Source organism: Erythrobacter sp. EC-HK427 (assembly GCF_902498745.1).
Classification (GTDB): Bacteria; Pseudomonadota; Alphaproteobacteria; order Sphingomonadales; family Sphingomonadaceae; genus Alteraurantiacibacter.
Genome location: NZ_LR701479.1, coordinates 490,517 through 506,688 on the forward strand (window position 1 = coordinate 490,517; position 16,172 = coordinate 506,688).

20 protein-coding genes are annotated in these 16,172 nt (G+C 63.0%); 7 read left to right on the plus strand and 13 right to left on the minus strand.

Annotated features, from left to right (window positions below; all coding sequences use genetic code 11):
• Positions 1-149: 149 nt before the first annotated feature.
• From yihA to GC121_RS02470, 6 genes are all read right to left on the minus strand, one after another.
• Positions 150-791: a ribosome biogenesis GTP-binding protein YihA/YsxC gene (gene yihA, locus GC121_RS02445; protein ID WP_151972591.1), complete on the minus strand. Its 642-nt coding sequence runs from the start codon at positions 789-791 to the stop codon at positions 150-152.
• Positions 788-2,551, minus strand: coding sequence for a membrane protein insertase YidC (gene yidC, locus GC121_RS02450; protein ID WP_151972592.1), 1,764 nt, complete (start codon positions 2,549-2,551; stop codon positions 788-790). Before yidC ends, yihA begins: the two co-directional genes overlap by 4 nt.
• Before the next feature lie 35 nt (positions 2,552-2,586).
• A complete protein-coding gene (gene yidD / locus GC121_RS02455) occupies positions 2,587-2,796 on the minus strand; it encodes a membrane protein insertion efficiency factor YidD (protein ID WP_151972593.1) in 210 nt (69 codons plus the stop codon).
• Complete coding sequence (rnpA, locus tag GC121_RS02460) at positions 2,793-3,185, minus strand: ribonuclease P protein component (protein WP_151972594.1); 393 nt, start codon at positions 3,183-3,185, stop codon at positions 2,793-2,795. Before rnpA ends, yidD begins: the two co-directional genes overlap by 4 nt.
• Before the next feature lie 166 nt (positions 3,186-3,351).
• The gene (gene rpmH / locus GC121_RS02465) at positions 3,352-3,486 is read right to left on the minus strand and encodes a 50S ribosomal protein L34 (protein ID WP_119591263.1); all 135 of its coding nucleotides are present in this window, start codon (positions 3,484-3,486) and stop codon (positions 3,352-3,354) included.
• 69 nt (positions 3,487-3,555) lie between these two features.
• Complete coding sequence (locus GC121_RS02470; protein ID WP_151972595.1) at positions 3,556-4,416, minus strand: alpha/beta hydrolase; 861 nt, start codon at positions 4,414-4,416, stop codon at positions 3,556-3,558.
• Between the two features lie 137 nt (positions 4,417-4,553).
• Between GC121_RS02470 and GC121_RS02475 the strand changes: the two genes are divergently transcribed.
• Positions 4,554-6,050 (plus strand): YifB family Mg chelatase-like AAA ATPase, encoded by a 1,497-nt coding sequence (locus tag GC121_RS02475; protein ID WP_151972596.1) that lies wholly within the window; start codon positions 4,554-4,556, stop codon positions 6,048-6,050.
• Positions 6,051-6,094: 44 nt separating this feature from the next.
• On the opposite strand, the gene GC121_RS02480 is transcribed toward GC121_RS02475, so the two are convergent.
• Positions 6,095-6,592: a helix-turn-helix domain-containing protein gene (locus GC121_RS02480; RefSeq protein WP_151972597.1), complete on the minus strand. Its 498-nt coding sequence runs from the start codon at positions 6,590-6,592 to the stop codon at positions 6,095-6,097.
• Positions 6,593-6,763: 171 nt separating this feature from the next.
• Between GC121_RS02480 and GC121_RS02485 the strand changes: the two genes are divergently transcribed.
• The gene (locus tag GC121_RS02485) at positions 6,764-7,072 is read left to right on the plus strand and encodes a hypothetical protein (RefSeq protein WP_151972598.1); all 309 of its coding nucleotides are present in this window, start codon (positions 6,764-6,766) and stop codon (positions 7,070-7,072) included.
• Between the two features lie 90 nt (positions 7,073-7,162).
• Here the strand turns inward: GC121_RS02485 and GC121_RS02490 are convergent, their stop codons facing one another.
• The 3 genes from GC121_RS02490 to galE form a co-directional block, all read right to left on the minus strand.
• Positions 7,163-7,780, minus strand: a complete 618-nt coding sequence (locus GC121_RS02490) for an HAD-IA family hydrolase (protein ID WP_151972599.1) — start codon at positions 7,778-7,780, stop codon at positions 7,163-7,165.
• A 73-nt stretch (positions 7,781-7,853) separates the two neighbouring features.
• Positions 7,854-7,979 carry a type B 50S ribosomal protein L36 gene (gene ykgO, locus GC121_RS02495; RefSeq protein WP_004210176.1) on the minus strand — a complete coding sequence of 42 codons (126 nt, stop codon included), beginning with the start codon at positions 7,977-7,979 and terminating at the stop codon, positions 7,854-7,856.
• Positions 7,980-8,172: 193 nt separating this feature from the next.
• Positions 8,173-9,192, minus strand: coding sequence for a UDP-glucose 4-epimerase GalE (galE, locus tag GC121_RS02500; RefSeq protein WP_151972600.1), 1,020 nt, complete (start codon positions 9,190-9,192; stop codon positions 8,173-8,175).
• A gap of 81 nt (positions 9,193-9,273) precedes the next feature.
• On the opposite strand from galE, the gene GC121_RS02505 reads away from it, so the two are divergent.
• Together GC121_RS02505 and GC121_RS02510 are read left to right on the plus strand one after the other, a co-directional pair.
• A complete protein-coding gene (locus GC121_RS02505) occupies positions 9,274-9,876 on the plus strand; it encodes a DUF4136 domain-containing protein (protein ID WP_151972601.1) in 603 nt (200 codons plus the stop codon).
• An 11-nt stretch (positions 9,877-9,887) separates the two neighbouring features.
• A complete protein-coding gene (locus GC121_RS02510) occupies positions 9,888-11,027 on the plus strand; it encodes a M14-type cytosolic carboxypeptidase (protein ID WP_151972602.1) in 1,140 nt (379 codons plus the stop codon).
• A gap of 3 nt (positions 11,028-11,030) precedes the next feature.
• Here the strand turns inward: GC121_RS02510 and GC121_RS02515 are convergent, their stop codons facing one another.
• Genes GC121_RS02515 through GC121_RS02525 form a run of 3 tightly spaced genes read right to left on the minus strand, consistent with a single transcriptional unit; the run spans position 11,031 to position 12,715 of the window.
• Positions 11,031-11,426, minus strand: a complete 396-nt coding sequence (locus GC121_RS02515) for a hypothetical protein (protein WP_151972603.1) — start codon at positions 11,424-11,426, stop codon at positions 11,031-11,033.
• Positions 11,427-11,476: 50 nt separating this feature from the next.
• Positions 11,477-12,175 carry a glycoside hydrolase family 25 protein gene (locus GC121_RS02520; RefSeq protein WP_151972604.1) on the minus strand — a complete coding sequence of 233 codons (699 nt, stop codon included), beginning with the start codon at positions 12,173-12,175 and terminating at the stop codon, positions 11,477-11,479.
• A 48-nt stretch (positions 12,176-12,223) separates the two neighbouring features.
• On the minus strand, positions 12,224-12,715 hold the full coding sequence (locus GC121_RS02525) for a UPF0262 family protein (RefSeq protein ID WP_151972605.1): 492 nt from the start codon (positions 12,713-12,715) through the stop codon (positions 12,224-12,226).
• A 152-nt stretch (positions 12,716-12,867) separates the two neighbouring features.
• On the opposite strand from GC121_RS02525, the gene GC121_RS02530 reads away from it, so the two are divergent.
• The 3 genes from GC121_RS02530 to rpoZ all read left to right on the plus strand — a co-directional run bounded on the left by GC121_RS02530 (position 12,868) and on the right by rpoZ (position 16,113).
• Positions 12,868-14,397: a replicative DNA helicase gene (locus GC121_RS02530; RefSeq protein WP_151972606.1), complete on the plus strand. Its 1,530-nt coding sequence runs from the start codon at positions 12,868-12,870 to the stop codon at positions 14,395-14,397.
• A gap of 454 nt (positions 14,398-14,851) precedes the next feature.
• Positions 14,852-15,670: a universal stress protein gene (locus GC121_RS02535; protein ID WP_151972607.1), complete on the plus strand. Its 819-nt coding sequence runs from the start codon at positions 14,852-14,854 to the stop codon at positions 15,668-15,670.
• A 98-nt stretch (positions 15,671-15,768) separates the two neighbouring features.
• The gene (rpoZ, locus tag GC121_RS02540; protein ID WP_151972608.1) at positions 15,769-16,113 is read left to right on the plus strand and encodes a DNA-directed RNA polymerase subunit omega; all 345 of its coding nucleotides are present in this window, start codon (positions 15,769-15,771) and stop codon (positions 16,111-16,113) included.
• Positions 16,114-16,172 lie beyond the last annotated feature (59 nt).

Below are 16,172 nucleotides of genomic sequence, written 5' to 3' on the forward strand. Positions count from 1 at the left end.
ATGCATTGATAACCCTGTCAACAACAGGAGAGTCGCAATGCGTGGATTCTGGGCATGGCTCCTCGGTGGTCGCGAAAGCGGCTGAGTGAGCTGACAATCAAGGAAAAGGGCGTTGTGGGCGCCCTTTTTTTTGCCTGAAATTCTTGGGCTTATTGCCGCACGTCGAACATGATCGCGGCGCGCAGTTCGTCCAACCCCATGCCCTTTTCCGCGCTGGTCACATGGATGTGCGGGAAGGCGGCGATATGTTTGCGCGCTTCGGCCTGCGTTTCCGCAGTGACCTTTTCCAGCGCGCTCGCCTTGATCTTGTCCGCCTTGGTCAACACCACGCGGTAGCCGACGGCGGCCTCGTCCAGCATCGTCATCATCTCGCGGTCGGACGGTTTCAGCCCGTGGCGTGAATCGACGAGTAGCATGGTGCGCCGCAAGGGAACGCGCCCGCGCAGGAATGTGCGCACAAGCTGCTTCCACTTTTCGACGACCTTTACCGGCGCCTTGGCAAAGCCATAGCCGGGCATATCGACAAAGCGGAACTGCGTCGGATCACCGACTTCGAAGAAGTTGAGCTCCTGCGTGCGCCCCGGCGTAACCGAAGCGCGGGCGATACTCTTGCGCCCGGTCAGCGCGTTGATGAGCGAGCTTTTGCCGACATTGGATCGCCCGCAAAAGGCGATCTCCGGAAAATCGGGCTCGGGCAGGAATTTCAGCTGCGGCGCGGAAAGCAGGAAGTCCACCCGCCCCGAAAAGAGCTTGCGCGCTTCCTCTGCCAGCGCTTGTTCGTCTTCGGTCACGCCTTTTCCGCCTGCTCGCGCGCGGCGGCGCGTTCCTTCTCTTCCTTCTCTTTGAGCATCGCTGCCTTCAGCTGCGGATTGCGGGCGTAGAGATATTTCTGCTGCGCCAGCGTCAGCACGTTGTTGCTGATCCAGTAGAGCAGCAGGCCTGCAGCAAACGGCGCCATCACGAACATCAGCACCCACGGCATGATCATGAAAATCTGCTGCTGCATCGGATCCATCGCCGCCGGATTGAGCTTGAACTGCAACCACATGGTCACGCCAAGCAGCACCGCCAGCACGCCGATGGCGAGGAAGCTGGGCGGAGTGAAATCCAGCAGGCCGAAGAGGTTGAGAATGGTCGCAGGGTCCTGCGACGACAAATCCTTGATGTAGGTGAACGGCTGGTGCCGCATCTCGATGGCGAGCAGCAGCACCTTGTACAGCGCGAAGAAAATCGGGATCTGGATGAAAATCGGCAGGCAGCCCGCCAGCGGATTGACCTTTTCTTCCTTGTAGAGCTTGGCCATCTGCTGTTGCAGCTCGGCCTTGTCGTCCTTGTAGCGTTCCTGCAGCGCCTTCATCTTGGGCTGCACCGCGCGCATTTGCGCCATGCTGGTGAACTGCTTCTGCGCCACCGGGAACAGCAGCAGGCGGATGATAACGGTGAGCCCGATAATCGCCACGCCGAAATTGCCGAACACGCCGAACAGGAAGATCAGCACCTGCCACAGCGGCCAAGCGATCCAGCGGAACCAGCCCCAGTCGATCGCCAGGCCGAACCTCTCTACGCCTTCGGCTTCATACTGGTCGAGCACCGCGCTTTCCTTGGCCCCTGCAAACAAGCGGGTGTTGCGCGACACGGTTTCGCCGGGGGCCAGCGTGACGGGATCGTAGATCAGGTCTGCGCGGTAGGTTTCCGCGCCCGAAGAGCGGAACGTGCCCGATGCGGCCTGCCCATTTTCGGCGATCAGTGTGGACATCCAGTAGATATCGGTAAAGCCCAGCCAGTCGACCGCGCCCATCTCTGCCGCGCCTTCTTCGCCGACTTCGGAATATTCCCAGTCGAAATTCACGCCTTCTTCCGTCTTGGAGATCGGGCCGGCATGGACGTTGAACGTGCTCGGATCAGCATTGGCACTGGTGCGGTTGATAAAGGCGTAGGGGCTCAGCGCTACCGAGCCTTCCCCGCCATTGCGCACCGATTGCGTGACGGTGATCATGTAATGCTCGTCAATTGCGAAGCGTAGCTGGAACAGCTGGCCCTGGCCGTTTGCCCAGCGCAGCGTGACCGGCGTTTCCTGCGTCAGCTGCTCGCCGTCGACCAGTTCCCACACCGTATCGGCATCGGGCAGCGCCACGCCTTCGCCGATCCAGCCGAATTGCGCGAAATGCTGCTCGGGCGTGCCAGCGGGCGAGAGCATCCGGATATTGTCGCTGTCGGCCGCCACCGTCCGGCGATGGGTTTTCAGGTCGATGTCATCCACCCGCGCGCCGACCGGATTGATCGAACCATGGACTTCGGGCGCATCGATCACGATCCGCTCTGCACTGGCGAGCGCGGTGGCCAAATCGGCGGGCGCGCTCTCGCCGCCCTCGGCAATCGCCGCCCCCGCATCGCCCGACGGCGCAGTCTCACCCGCCGCCACTTCGCTGGTCGCGGCAGATGTCGGCGGCGCTTCAGGCTCGGGATAATAGGTCCGCATGGCCAGATCCCACCCGAACAGGAGAGCCGCGCTCAGCAGCACCGCGATGATAAGATTACGCTGATTGTCCAAGATGTGATCCGTCGAATTGTCTGTCTGTGAAGGCGCTATGGCACCGGGTCATGCCCGTGCCCGCCCCAAGGGTTGCAGCGCAATAACCGCTTAAGGGCAAGCCATCCACCCCTGATTGCACCATGGCGTTCAAGCGCGGTGATGGCGTAGGCGCTGCACGAGGGCTGATAGCGGCACGTGGGCGGCAAAATGCGGCTGGGGCCAAGCTGCCAACCCCGCGCGAGGAGGATCAGCAGACGCTTCACCCGCGCCCCCGGCCATGCGTCTTGCGGTTGCCTTTGCGCGGACGGCGGGCAGGGTCGCCCTTGCCTTTCGCCGCGCGTTCGAGCGCAATGGCGAGTTCTTCCGCTAGTTGCGCAAAGCCCCGCTCGATCCCGCCTTCGCGCCCGATCAGCACATGATCGTGATCGGGCAGGCCGCCTTCCGGCAAAGCTGCACGCAGCAATTCGCGGAAGCGCCGCTTCATCCGGTTGCGCACGACCGCATTGCCGATCTTCTTGGTAACGGTGATGCCATAGCGCACCCCCACCCCACCATTGGGCCGCGCCAGCAGCACAAAGCCGGGCCGCGCAATACGCAAACCCCGATTCGCCGCTAGAAAATCCGCGCGTTTGGTGAGGACGGAAATCGTCATGCGGTGTTATATAGGGGTAACACGCCCAACAGAAAAGTCAGGACGAAAGCAAGCTGACCCCGAGAGGGGTCCGCAAGGGCGACTGCCCGCCCGCAGGTGCCGCGAAGTCCGCAGGACGGAGCGAATAGCACCGAGGATGATCGCCCGGATGGGCGATCACAAAGAATCAGGCGCTCAGCTTGTTGCGTCCGCGACGACGGCGGGCGCGGAGCACCTTGCGGCCACCTACGGTAGCCTTGCGGGCGAAAAAGCCGTGGCGGCGAGCACGCACGAGATTGCTCGGCTGAAAAGTGCGCTTCATGGTTCTAACCTTCGAATCAGAATAAAAAGGGCCGCCAAACAGGGGCGGCCTCATGTCTATGGGGCGCGCTTACTGAAAGGCCGGGGCCAAGTCAAGATAGGCGAGGCGGGGCAATACGTCTTCATAGGCGATCGACGGGAGTTCCGGTTGAGCGGTCTCTACAGCGGTTGCGGCAGGCGAGTCGACACCCATCCACACCTGCATCTCTTCGCCGGTCAGCCACAGCGCATCTTCGAACGGCACCGAATTGGTCATGGCGTAAAAGGCGCGCGCAGCCTCGGGCGCCATGCCCATTTCGGCGTAATATTCGAGGTACCGTTGATGCTCGGGCGCGCTCATCGGATAATCTTCTGCGCCCATGCCGCGATCATCCATCCAGCCATGCACGGCAAATTCGCTGTTATCGGCGATGGCGAGGCTTACTCCCGCGAGGAACAGCTCGACCCCGCCCGAACGCACCGAACCGCCTTCGGGCACGCTTGTGGCGATGCCATATTCGCGAATCATCCGTCCGACCGCGAAATTGGCGCGGTCATCATGCGTGCCGGGCACTTCGACGAATTCGAGCACTTCAATATCAGGATAGGCGGCCAGCAAGGCGGCGAACTGGCGCGGAGATGCCGCGTCGGTCACATCGACAATCGCGGCGGTACGATCATCCAGCACGCGGAACGGGCCATAGGCGGCGATGGCTGCGGCTTCGACGGTCTCCATCGGCGAAGCCACAGCGCGGGCGGCAGGCGCGGACGATTGCGTACGGTCGGCGTCCTGCCACCCGCTATGTTCCACGACGACCCATTCGCCGTCGATCCACTCTTCGGTCCACTCTTCAACCGTCACCGTGACCGTCTGCTGCGCGGCCACAGGCGACGCGGCAAGCATCGCGAGAGGCGCAAGAAGCAGGGCAAGGAAGGACGACAGACGGTTCATGCCCATCGCTCTGCGCCGTGCGCCCTACGCAAATGCCAAGCATTGCGGTTGCCGGTGAATTAACCCTGTTCCCGATCTATTGAGTCTCGACACCGCGCTCGCGGGCGTTATCACCTCTGAACAAAGGGGATTTTGGCTTGGTAGCTCTGGTTTCGACGGTGGCTTATCTGGGGCTGGAGGCGCGGCCGGTTGAAGTGCAGTGCCAGCTGACCGCCGGGATGCCCAAATTCCTCGTGGTCGGCCTGCCCGACAAGGCGGTGGGCGAAAGCCGCGAGCGGGTGCAGGCCGCGCTTGCCGCGATGGGCCTCTCCCTGCCGCCCAAGCGCATCACCGTGAACCTCTCGCCCGCCGATCTGCCCAAGGAAGGCTCGCATTACGATTTGCCGATTGCGCTGGCGCTGCTCGGCGCGATGGGCGTGGTGGATGCCGAGGCCATGAGCGAATGGGTGGCGGTTGGGGAACTGGCACTCGATGGCCGCATCGTCCCTTCGCCGGGCGTGCTGCTCGCCGCTTTGCACGCAAGCGAGAACGGCAAGGGCCTGATCTGCCCAAAAGCGCAGGGGCCGGAGGCGCGCTGGGCGAGCGATGTGCGCATTCTCGCCGCGCCCGATCTCACCAGCCTGCTCAACCATATGAAGGGTAGCCAGCGCCTGCCCGAACCCGAAGCGGGCGAAGTGGAGGATGTGGCTCCGGGGCCGGATTTGCGGCAGGTGAAGGGGCAGGAGACCGCCAAGCGCGCTTTGGAGATCGCTGCGGCGGGCGGGCACAATCTGCTGATGAACGGCCCGCCGGGCGCGGGAAAGTCGCTGCTCGCCGCGTGTCTGCCCGGCATCCTGCCGCCACTAACGCCCGCCGAGGCACTGGAAGTCAGCATGGTCGCCAGCGTCGCGGGGACGCTCGAAGGCGGCAAGATCAGCCGCACCCGCCCGTTCCGCGCGCCGCACCATTCGGCGAGCATGGCGGCGCTCACCGGTGGCGGCTTGCGCGTGCGCCCGGGGGAAGTCAGCCTCGCGCATCTGGGCGTGCTGTTTCTTGATGAATTGCCCGAATTCCAGCGCCCCGTACTCGATTCGCTGCGCCAGCCACTGGAAACAGGCAAGGTCGATGTTGCGCGCGCCAACGCCCATGTCGCCTACCCTGCGCGGGTACAGTTGATCGCGGCGATGAACCCGTGTCGCTGCGGCCATCTGGGCGATCCCGCGCTAGCGTGTTCCAGAGCGCCCCGCTGCGCGGTGGATTACCAGAGCAAGGTGAGTGGCCCGATGCTCGATCGCATCGATTTGCACGTCGAAGTCGATCCAGTGAGCGCGGCTGACCTCGCCCTACCCCCCGCCGCCGAGGGCAGCGCAGAAGTCGCTGCCCGCGTGGCGGCAGCGCGGACTAGGCAAGTGGCCAGAGGCGTGCGCTCTAATGCCGAGCTGGACGGCGACGCGCTGGAGCAGTTCGCCTCACCCGACGAGGCAGGACGCACATTGCTGATGCAGGCGGCCGAAGCCATGCGCCTCTCAGCACGCGGCTATGTGCGGATGTTGAGGGTAGCGCGAACGATAGCGGATTTGGCCGGGGCAGAGCGCGTAGGCCGCGTGCATATCGCCGAGGCACTGAGTTACCGGCGGCAGGCGCCTAGGGCTTAGGGTTTGCTCCACCCCAACCTTCGCCCCTGATGAGGCCTTAGGCCTCAAACCCCCTCTTTCGCATAATGCACGTTGTGCCGTTCCACCGGCGTGCCGATCTTGTCGGGGGTCTGCCAGCCGAGTTCGTGCCAGCCCAGCTCGCGCCCGTCATGCGCCCGGATGCCGATTTTCCGGATCGGTTGTCCGTCGCGGCAGTCGACCAGCACCAGGTTCGGGTTACAGATATCGGCATAGTGTTCGCCCCATTGCCGCAGCGCGAGCATTGCGGGGAGCAGGCCGAGGCCCTTTTCGGTCAGGCGGTATTCCACCTTGCGGCGGTCGGTCTCGGACGGTGTGCGTTCGAGCACGCCGTTCTCGACGAGCTTTACCAGCCGGTTGGAGAGGATATTGCGGGCGATGCCCAGTTCGGCAGAGAACTCCTCGAAGTGGTACAGCCCGTTGAAAGCGGCGCGCAGGATCAGGAACGACCAGCGTTCGCCCATCACTTCCAGCGCGTGCGAGAGGCCGCAGCCCAGCTCTCCCAACGGTTCTCTCATGCCCATAAACCCAGCTCTCCTTACCGCTTCCTAGCGCGAAACGCGGCAAAGCCAAAATAATCGCAAAATAAGAGTTGCGAATCGAAACTCGGCTGGATAGGTAGCGAACGACAACTGGTTGTCAAACGCAACTTTCAATATTGTCAGCACCGCCCGATCCACCTCAGGAGCCTTGTGATGAAAACCCTCCCCCGTCTCGCCACCATCGCCGCCACTGCCGCGCTCGCCATGGGCGCGCCGCTGGCGGCTGCCCCCGCCTTCATTGCGCATTACGAAGTGGTGCTGGCCCAGCCGACCGAGGAAGAGCGCGTGATCGCCGGCGGCGTCGTGTTCGCCTGCGAAGGCACTGCTTGCACCGGCCCGCGCAGCAGCGACCGGCCCCTGCGCGTGTGCAGCGAATTGCGCCGCGAAGTCGGCACCATCGCCAGCTTCACCGCCAATGGCGAAGCCCTGAGCGAATCGCAGCTCGCTCGCTGCAACGGCTGATTTGTCGCAAAGACCTTTCCGCGCCCCTCTCCATCTAGGCGCGGCATTCCGATGCCCCGGTGCCTTACGGTGCCGGGGCTTTTTTTGGGTTCAGAGGAGGCCCAACCGCGCCAGCTCCGCCTCAAGCGGCCCGGCATCGGTAAAGACATGGCCGTGCCACCCGCGCGCCTTGGCAGCGGCGATATTGTCGGCGCGGTCGTCGATGAAGAACAGTTGCTGCGGCGGGTGGCCGTAGCGCGCTTCGGCCAGCGCATAGATCGCCGGATCGGGCTTTACGAGGCACTCGCGGCCCGACACGACGATGTCCTGCATATGCCCGAACACCGGCGCGGTGGGTAGGAACACGTCCCAGAACTCCGCCCCGAAATTGGTGAGCGCGAATTGCGCCACGCCGCGCTCCGCAAGCCGCTCGACCAGCGCGTGGGTGCCTGGAACAGGGCCGGGGATGGTGTCGTTGAACCGCTCGGCATAGGCGCGAATATGCGTCGCATAGGCGGGGAATTGCGCGATGCGTTCGGGCAGCATTTCGGCGAGCGGACGGCCCGCATCATGCTCGAAATGCCATTCCTCGGTCACGACATTGGCGAGGAACCAGTCGAGTTCCGCCTCGTCCGCAATCAGTTCGCGGAACAGGTGGCGCAGCTCCCAGCGATAGAGCACCCGCCCCACATCCCAGACGACGGCGGTGATTTTCGGCGCATCAAACACGCAAAAAGCCCCCGTGGTGACGGGGGCTTTGCAAAAGACCGGTGCCGCGCTGGATCAGCGGCACGGCGCCGGATTAACCCTGACGGGCTTTGAAGCGGCGGTTGGTCTTGTTGATCACATAAGTGCGGCCACGGCGACGAATCACGCGGTTGTCGCGGTGACGGCCCTTGAGCGACTTGAGGCTGTTGCGGATCTTCATGGTCTATTCCTGAAAAATAAGCGGCACCGGAGATGCACTCCGATGCCGGAAATCTGGGGTGGCCGATACGCAGACCGCTTGCACGAGTCAAGTTGTTTGCTTTGCGCTCCGGCATCCGCCGGAGCGTCCTCGGCGCTATTCGCTCCGCTACGCTGCGCGGCACCTGCGGGCGGGCGGGCGCCCTTGCGGGCAGCTAGTCGCCGCCCGAGTCTCCGCGAATATCGGCAAGCTTCCGCTCCCAGGCGAGCGCGTGGGTGACGATCGTCTCCAGATCACCGTGCTGCGGCTGCCACGGCAGCGTCGCCTTGAGCCGCGAGGGGTCGGAAATCAGCGAATCCGGATCGCCCGCGCGCCGCGCGGCCATCGTGCGGTTGATCGTCCGGTTGGTCACGCGGTCAACCGCGTCGAGCACTTCGAGCACCGAGAACCCGCGCCCGTAACCGCAATTCATCGTCAGCGAGACTTCGGGCGTGGCGATCAGCTCTTCGAGCGCCAGCACGTGCGCGGCGGCCAGATCGCTGACATGGATGTAGTCGCGCACACCGGTGCCGTCGGGCGTGGCGAAGTCGGTGCCGAACACGCTCACGCCCTCGCGCTTGTCCAAAGCCGCCTCCACCGCGACCTTGATCAGATGCGTCGCGCCCGCGGTCGATTGCCCGGTGCGCGCCTGCGGATCGGCCCCCGCGACGTTGAAATAACGCAGCGCGCAATAATTCATCGGGTGTGCAGCGGCCGTGTCGGCGAGCATCTGCTCGGTCATCAGTTTCGACCAGCCATAGGGGTTGATCGGCACTTGCGGCGTATCCTCGCGCACGGTGGCCACATCGGGAATGCCGTAGGTTGCCGCGGTGCTGGAGAAGATGAAATGCGGCACACCCGCTGCCACCACAGCTTCGATCAGCGCGCGGCTGTTTGACGTGTTGTTGTGGTAATATTTGAGCGGGTTAGTGACGCTTTCGGGCACCACAACCGAACCGGCGAAATGCATCACAGCCCGTGTGCCCTGCTCGGCAAAAATGCGCGCAAGCAGGTCAGCGTCCGCAATATCGCCTTCATAAAACGCCACGCCTTCGGGCACGGCAAAGCGGAATCCGGTCACCAGATTGTCGATCACCGCAACCGGCCAGCCCGCATCGCGCAAGGCGAGCACCGCGTGGCTGCCGATATACCCGGCGCCGCCGGTTACGAGAACGGAAGGTTTGCTATCGCTCATGGCTGCCAGCGGTTAGCAGCTTGTGCCGCGCGGGCAATCGGCGAATTGGCCAAGCGAGGGGATTTGCGCCATAAAGCGGGCATGAAAAGACTCGCCCTTGCTCTCCCCCTCGCCCTGCTCGCCGCTGGCTGCGCGCATCCCGCCTATGTCTCGCCGGTCGAGATCACCCGCTTCATCGGGGAAGCGCCGATGGCTTTGGGGCGCGGCACGATTGCGATTGCGCCCGCGCCGGGGGTGGAGACAGACACAATCGAATATGCCGCCTATGCCGATGCGTTGCGCGCCGAACTGGCTATGTTGGGCTATGCAATTGTCGAGGAGGGCGGTGAGCAGACCGCCATTATCGGGCTGGAGAGCTTTGTTGCCGATGCCGGACGCGCCCGCTCCCCCGTGGGCGTTGGCGTGGGCGGATCGACCGGAAGCTACGGCTCGGGCGTGGGCGTGGGCGTGGGGATCAATCTCAACAGCCTGTCCGGCCCGCCGCCCGAAACTATCGAGCGCCGGCTGTCCGTCGCCATCCGCTTTACCGAAGGCGACCGGCCCAATCTGTGGGAAGGCCGCGCGCAGATGGGGGCGACCAGCAATAGCGATTACGCCGCCAACGCGCTCGCGGCGCGGCGGATGATGGCCGCGCTGTTTACAAATTTCCCCGGAACCTCTGGCGAAACCATGGCAATCGATTAAAGGGCGGTTGCATGAGTAACCATCCCATTGCCATCGACGCTGCATTTGACAGCGGGAATATCGAAATCGTCGCCATCGAACGCGCAACAGCGCATCTGCGCATCCCGGCGGATCGCAAGAGCGAATTTGCCCAGTGGTTCCATTTCCGCGTTTCGGGCGCTGCCGGGCGCGAACTCGTGCTCACCATCGACAATTTGCAGGACAGCGCCTTCCCGCAAGGCTGGCCGAATTACCGCGCCTGCGTTTCCGAAGATCGCGCTTTCTGGGGCCGCGCCGACACCAGCTATGACGCCAGCACCGGCAACGGCACGCTGACGATCCGCTATACGCCTGCATCCGGGCAAGTGTGGTTCGCCTATTTCGCGCCCTATTCGATGGAACGGCACAATGATCTGGTGGCCGAAGCGGCGAGCGCCGAAGGCGTGACCTATCGCCGCCTCGGCCAGACGCTCGACGGACGCAGCATTGATTGCCTCGAAATGGGCGAAGGCGAAACGCAGGTCTGGCTCACCGGACGTCAGCATCCTGGCGAAACGCAGGCCGAATGGTGGATGGAAGGCGCGCTGGAAGTGCTGACCGATCCCGCCGATGTGGTGGCGCGCGCCTTGCGCAAATATTGCCGCCTGCACATCGTCCCCAATTGCAATCCCGACGGGAGCTTCCGCGGCCATTTGCGCACCAATGCCGAGGGCGTGAATTTGAACCGCGAATGGGACAATCCGACGCTCGAACGCGCGCCCGAAGTGCTCGCTATCCGCAATGCCATGGATGCAACCGGGGTCGATTTTGCGATGGATGTGCATGGTGACGAAGCTATCCCCGCCGTCTTCCTTGCCGGATACGAAGGTATCCCTTCATGGACCGACGAATTCGGCGAGACCTTCTACCGCTACCAGCGCATTCTTGACCGCCGCTGCCCCGATTTCCAGACGGAAAAGGGCTATCCCAAATCGGCACCGGGCACGGCCAATCTGTCGCTCTGTACCAACCAGCTCGCCGAACGCTTCGGCGCGACTGCGATGACGCTGGAAATGCCGTTCAAAGATAATGCCGATTGGCCCGATGCGGCACAGGGCTGGAGCCCGGAACGCTGCAAGCTGCTGGCTCGCGAGTGTTTGGCTGCGCTGGTGGAGTGGCTGGAGCCGTGCTGAGCCTTAACGCTGCGCGCGTTCTCCCAGAAAGCGTTCGAGAAAATGCACATTGGTAAGCGCGAGCCACACGCGGTCTTCGCCAATGTCGTCGTTTAGCAGGCCAGTGATGTCGGGCGTGCAATGGCCTGCATCGAACAGTCGCGCACTAGCCGAACCCGCTTCCAACAGCAATTGCCGCAATTCCGCGCGATGCCGTGCGCCATCGGCCCAAGGGTTGGTCGAGCAATAAATCGCGGCGGCGTCGGCAATGTCTTCCGCATCGGCAACCGCGCGTTCGACGAGCGCCCGGTTCTCGACAGCATAGGGTTGCGCAAGGTCGAAATTGAAAATGCCCTGCTCCTGCGCCGAAGCGGGCGCAGCGGTGCACAGCATGGCGAAGGCGAAAAGCAGGAGCCGCATCACGCTATCTTGCGCCCGCTTTCGTGTCCGCCAGCTTAACAGCCGCAACGCTAGTTCTGCACCACCACCCAGCGCATACTCTGACCGTTCGCCGGATTGGCCAGTTGCGAATTGACCGTCCACAATGTCCACGGACGGCCCGCATAATCGGGCTCGATCCAGTCGCGTTCGAGCCACAGATTGCGCTCTATGGACGCAGCGATGCCATACGTGCGTTCGAATTCCTCGCTCACTTTCAGCACCACCGGCTGCTCGGCATGGCCTTCGACCTGGTTGATGAAAGTCGTCAGCTCGCTTTCCAGCGCCGCCTCCACCACCGGATCGCCGCATTCGCTCGCCAGCTTGCTGAGCGCGATGACGGGCGGCAACATTTCCGGATCGCGCGGCACGATGGTGACGAAATTCGCCGCCTGCTCCTGCGCCGGAATGCACGGATCATATTCGTGCACTGCGCCGTGGCGGATGCCGGTGCTGGCCAGCGCGGCCAGATTGCGCCCGAACGCCTCGTCGCGCCCGTCATCGCCGCTGCTGGCTTCGAGATAGACGAAATCGGCGCGCGCGGTGCGCAGCGCGGAGATATCGACGACGCCCTCACCCGCACCTGTTAGCACGCCCTGCACCGGATACTCGGACCGTTCGGGCATGAAATTCTGCGTCCGCCACCACAGGAACACGCCCACGGCAACGAGCGCGATCAGCAGCAACGCCTCGATCCAGAACCGCAGAATGCTCTTCTTCTTCTTGCCCATCGGGCGACCCTGATTACTGGCTGGAACGGTGCGATGATGCCGGTAGCATCAGCCCTTGATATGCAGCACGCAAATTAATGTAAAAAGACGGCGCGTGGTTTCGAAATCGCTATCGATCTTGCCCTCCAACGCCTCCGACAGGATGCGCGAGCCGCGATCATGGATGCCGCGCCGCGCCATATCGATCGTCTCGATTTCCTGCGCGGAGGCGCGGCGCAGCGCCTTGTAATAGCTGTCACAAATCGCGAAATATTCGCGCACCACACGGCGCATCCGGCCGAGACCCAGCCCGATTGTGCCCGCATCCACGCCCGCACGGTCTTTCAAGCTGAGCGCCAGCATCCCGTCGACAATCGCCAGATGCACGTGCCACGGGCCTTGCTGCCCGTTTTCGAGCGCGCGGAGCGGACGGAAGCGGTTGTCCTCCACCAGATCGCGCAGCGCGACCTCGCGCTCCTTCTCGATCTCTTCATTGCGCGCGATAACAGTCGCTTCGTCAAGCGTGATGGCTTCGATCCGGTTATCGTTGTCCTGCGACATAGCGCGCCTCTCTTGGCCCAGCCTTGGGGCATATTGCAATTGCGAAAAAGGGCAGGCGCGCCATTCGTCCCCGCTTTCCACAGGGGGCGTAAGAAAAATGCCGCACCGTGTGGCTTGCTCTTGGCGCAGCGGCACCGCATTACCGGCGATCCATGAATGATGAAGAACTTCTGATCCGTCCTCCCGCCAGCGCGCCTTCCGACACGCCGAAGGATACGCAGGGCCGCACCCTGCCCACCAATCTGGAGGCGGAGGCGGCGTTTCTGGGTGCGGTGCTGATCGACAACCGGGTGCTCGAAGAACTCCCCGTCGAATTGCGTCCCAAGCATTTCTACGCGCCGATCCACCAGCGGATTTTTGACCGCGTCCTGATCGGCGTCGACAAGCAGATGGTGGTGACCCCGGTCACACTCAAACCCTATTTCGAAGCCGATGAAGGCCTCGCCGAGCTGGGCGGCACCGCCTATCTGGCGCAATTGACCGCCGACGGGCAGGGCCTGCTTGCCCCCCGCGAACTGGCGCAGCAGATCTACGATCTGGCGCTGCTGCGCGAATTGGTGAGCGTGGGCCGCGAGCTGGTGGAAGGCGCGCTCGACACTTCCGAATCGGTGGAACCGATGCGGCAGATCGAGGGGGCCGAAGCGCGCCTATTCGAAGTCGCCGCCGGGGCGACCAGCGAAAACACCTCGACCACGTTCCGCGCGGCCTCGACCGAAGCGATCCGCATGGTCGAGGCGGCGATGAATTCGGGCGGCGGCCTGTCGGGCAAGACCACCGGCCTTGCCACCATCGACAGCAAGACCGCAGGCCTGCACAATTCCGACCTCATCATCCTCGCCGGGCGTCCGGGTATGGGCAAGACCTCGCTCGCCACCAATATCGCCTTCAATTGCGCCGAGGAATTTCTCAATTGGGAACGCGATGGCGGCCCGCACTGCTACGGCGCGCCGACTGTCTTTTTCAGCCTGGAAATGAGCGCCGACCAGCTCGCCACACGTATCCTCGCCGAACAGGCCGAAGTCTCTTCCGAAGCCCTGCGTTCGGGCAAGCTGAACCGCGACGAGTTCCAGAAACTCTCTTACGCGGCGCAGCGGCTGGCCGAATTGCCGCTCTATATCGACGATACGCCCGCGCTCACAATCGGCGCGCTGCGCACCCGCGCGCGGCGGTTGAAGCGCAAGCATGATATCGGGCTGATCGTGGTCGATTACCTGCAATTGCTGCAAGGATCGGGCCGCGCGAATGACAACCGCGTCAACGAGATTTCGGAGATTTCGCGCGGGCTGAAAACGCTGGCGAAGGAATTGCAAGTGCCGGTGATCGCGCTTTCGCAATTGAGCCGCGCGGTCGAGCAGCGCGAAGACAAGCGCCCGATGCTCTCCGATCTGCGCGAATCGGGCTCTATCGAGCAGGACGCCGATATGGTGTGGTTCATCTTTCGCGGCGATTATTACCACGAAGCCTCGCGCCCCGATAATCCGAGCGAAACCTCCTCCGAAGCGGAGAAGGAGAAATACCGCGTGTGGGAAGACCGCTATCTGGAACTGCGCAACAAGGCGACGCTGATCGTGGCGAAACAGCGCCACGGCTCCACCGGCAATGTCCCGCTGCACTTCCAGAGCGAGTTCACCAAGTTTACTTCGCCCAATCTGAAGGACTATTCGGATTATGGGTTTGAGTAAATTGCGAGACAACTTGGCTCGATTGGCGATCAGCATCTCTGCTGTTTTCATAATTATTGCTTGCGAACCGAGATATCGCCACGCGCCTGTCACTCACGCGATGATTGACGACTGCAACGCCAGGGGCGGTGAAGTGGTTCGCGGCGGAAGGCTTGGCTCCGCAGTCTGCTCTATCGCATATGAGGATGCCGGCACGCCCTGCCGCGATGGGTCGGAATGCCAAGGCAGATGTCTGCTCGACGCAGCCGATAGAGGGCCGCTCCCAACCAGCGGGACCCCAGCCGCTGGCTTTTGCGAAGCTACCAACGTGACTTTCGGCTGCTTTGCCGAGATCAACAATGGGCAGATCGATGGTGGTTTTGTTTGCGTCGATTGAGCATCTGAATTTGACCTAAGTCAACGCAGCCACCTGCACCTTGCGGTATCTCCGAATCAGTTCAGGAGGAGAGACCCTATGACCGGCCCCATTATCGTCACCACCGATTTTCACGCCCGCGCCGACCGCGCGATTGACCGGGCGATTGCGCTCGGCAAGCAAACGGGGCACGAGGTTATTGTCTTTCACGGCCGCTCGCTCGATCCCGGCAAGGAGGAGGATGCGCATACGATCAGCAAGAAGATCCGCGCGGTGCTTCCGCCCGGTGCAGGGGACGTGCAGATCGCCACTGAAATCGGCCATGTCCCGCAGAACATCGCCGCCTGCGCCGATGCCAACAATGCCGATTTGATCGTGATGGGCGTCGCCAAACACAATTCGCTCGGCGATTTCATTCTGGGCACGGTGGTGGACGATGTGATCCGCCGCACGCCGCGCCCGGTGCTGGTGGTGAAGCAGCGCCCGCAAGCGCCCTACGCCAAGATCGCCATTGCCACGGATTTCTCGGTCTTTTCGCTGGCGGCAACCGGATGGGCGGCGGATTTCTTTCCCAATGCGCAGCTACATCTGCTGCACGCGTTCCATATGCCCTATCAGGCCTGGAACAACGCCGAGTATGTGGTAAAGGAGCTGGAAAGTTATGCGACAGAGGAAATGCAGTCCTTTGTCGGCGACTTGCCGCCCGACATTGCTGCGCGCGTCACCACGCATATCGCCAACGGCACCGTGTCTGGCGCGATACACCGGCTGATCGCCAGCGAGGGCATCGATTGCGTTGTGCTCGGCTCGCACGGGGAGAGCGGCTTCCGCCACGCGATGATCGGCAGCCAGGCGAACGATCTGCTCACCAGCGTGCCGGTGGATACCGCGATTATCGGCCCGCAAGTGACGGGGTAAGCTGCGCCCAGCGTCGATAGGCCGGAAAATCTTGACCTTGGCGCAAGCCTCGCCTAAGCGAGCGCTTTCCGAAATACCCAAGCTATTGGAGTGCCCCTATGGCGCGCGTTACCGTCGAAGATTGCGTCGACAAGATTCCCAACCGTTTCGATCTCGTCCTGCTGGCCGCCCAGCGCGCGCGGGAGATTTCCGGCGGTGCGGAACTGACGATTGACCGTGACCGGGACAAGAACCCCGTGGTCGCGCTGCGCGAAGTGGCCGAACAGACGGTCAAGCCCAAGCATTTGCAGGAATCGCTGATCCAATCGCTGCAGACGATCCTTCCCGACGAGGATGACGAGGCGGATGAAATCGGTTCGCTGAGCCAGTCGGCAGAGGCCATGCGCCTGTCCGCCGCCGCGCCTTCGCGCTCCACCTCGATCGGTGGCGATTACGACGGCTGATCCGCCGCGATCACCCGACAAAGAGGCCGCTTCCTTTACGGATAGCGGCCTTTTTTGTG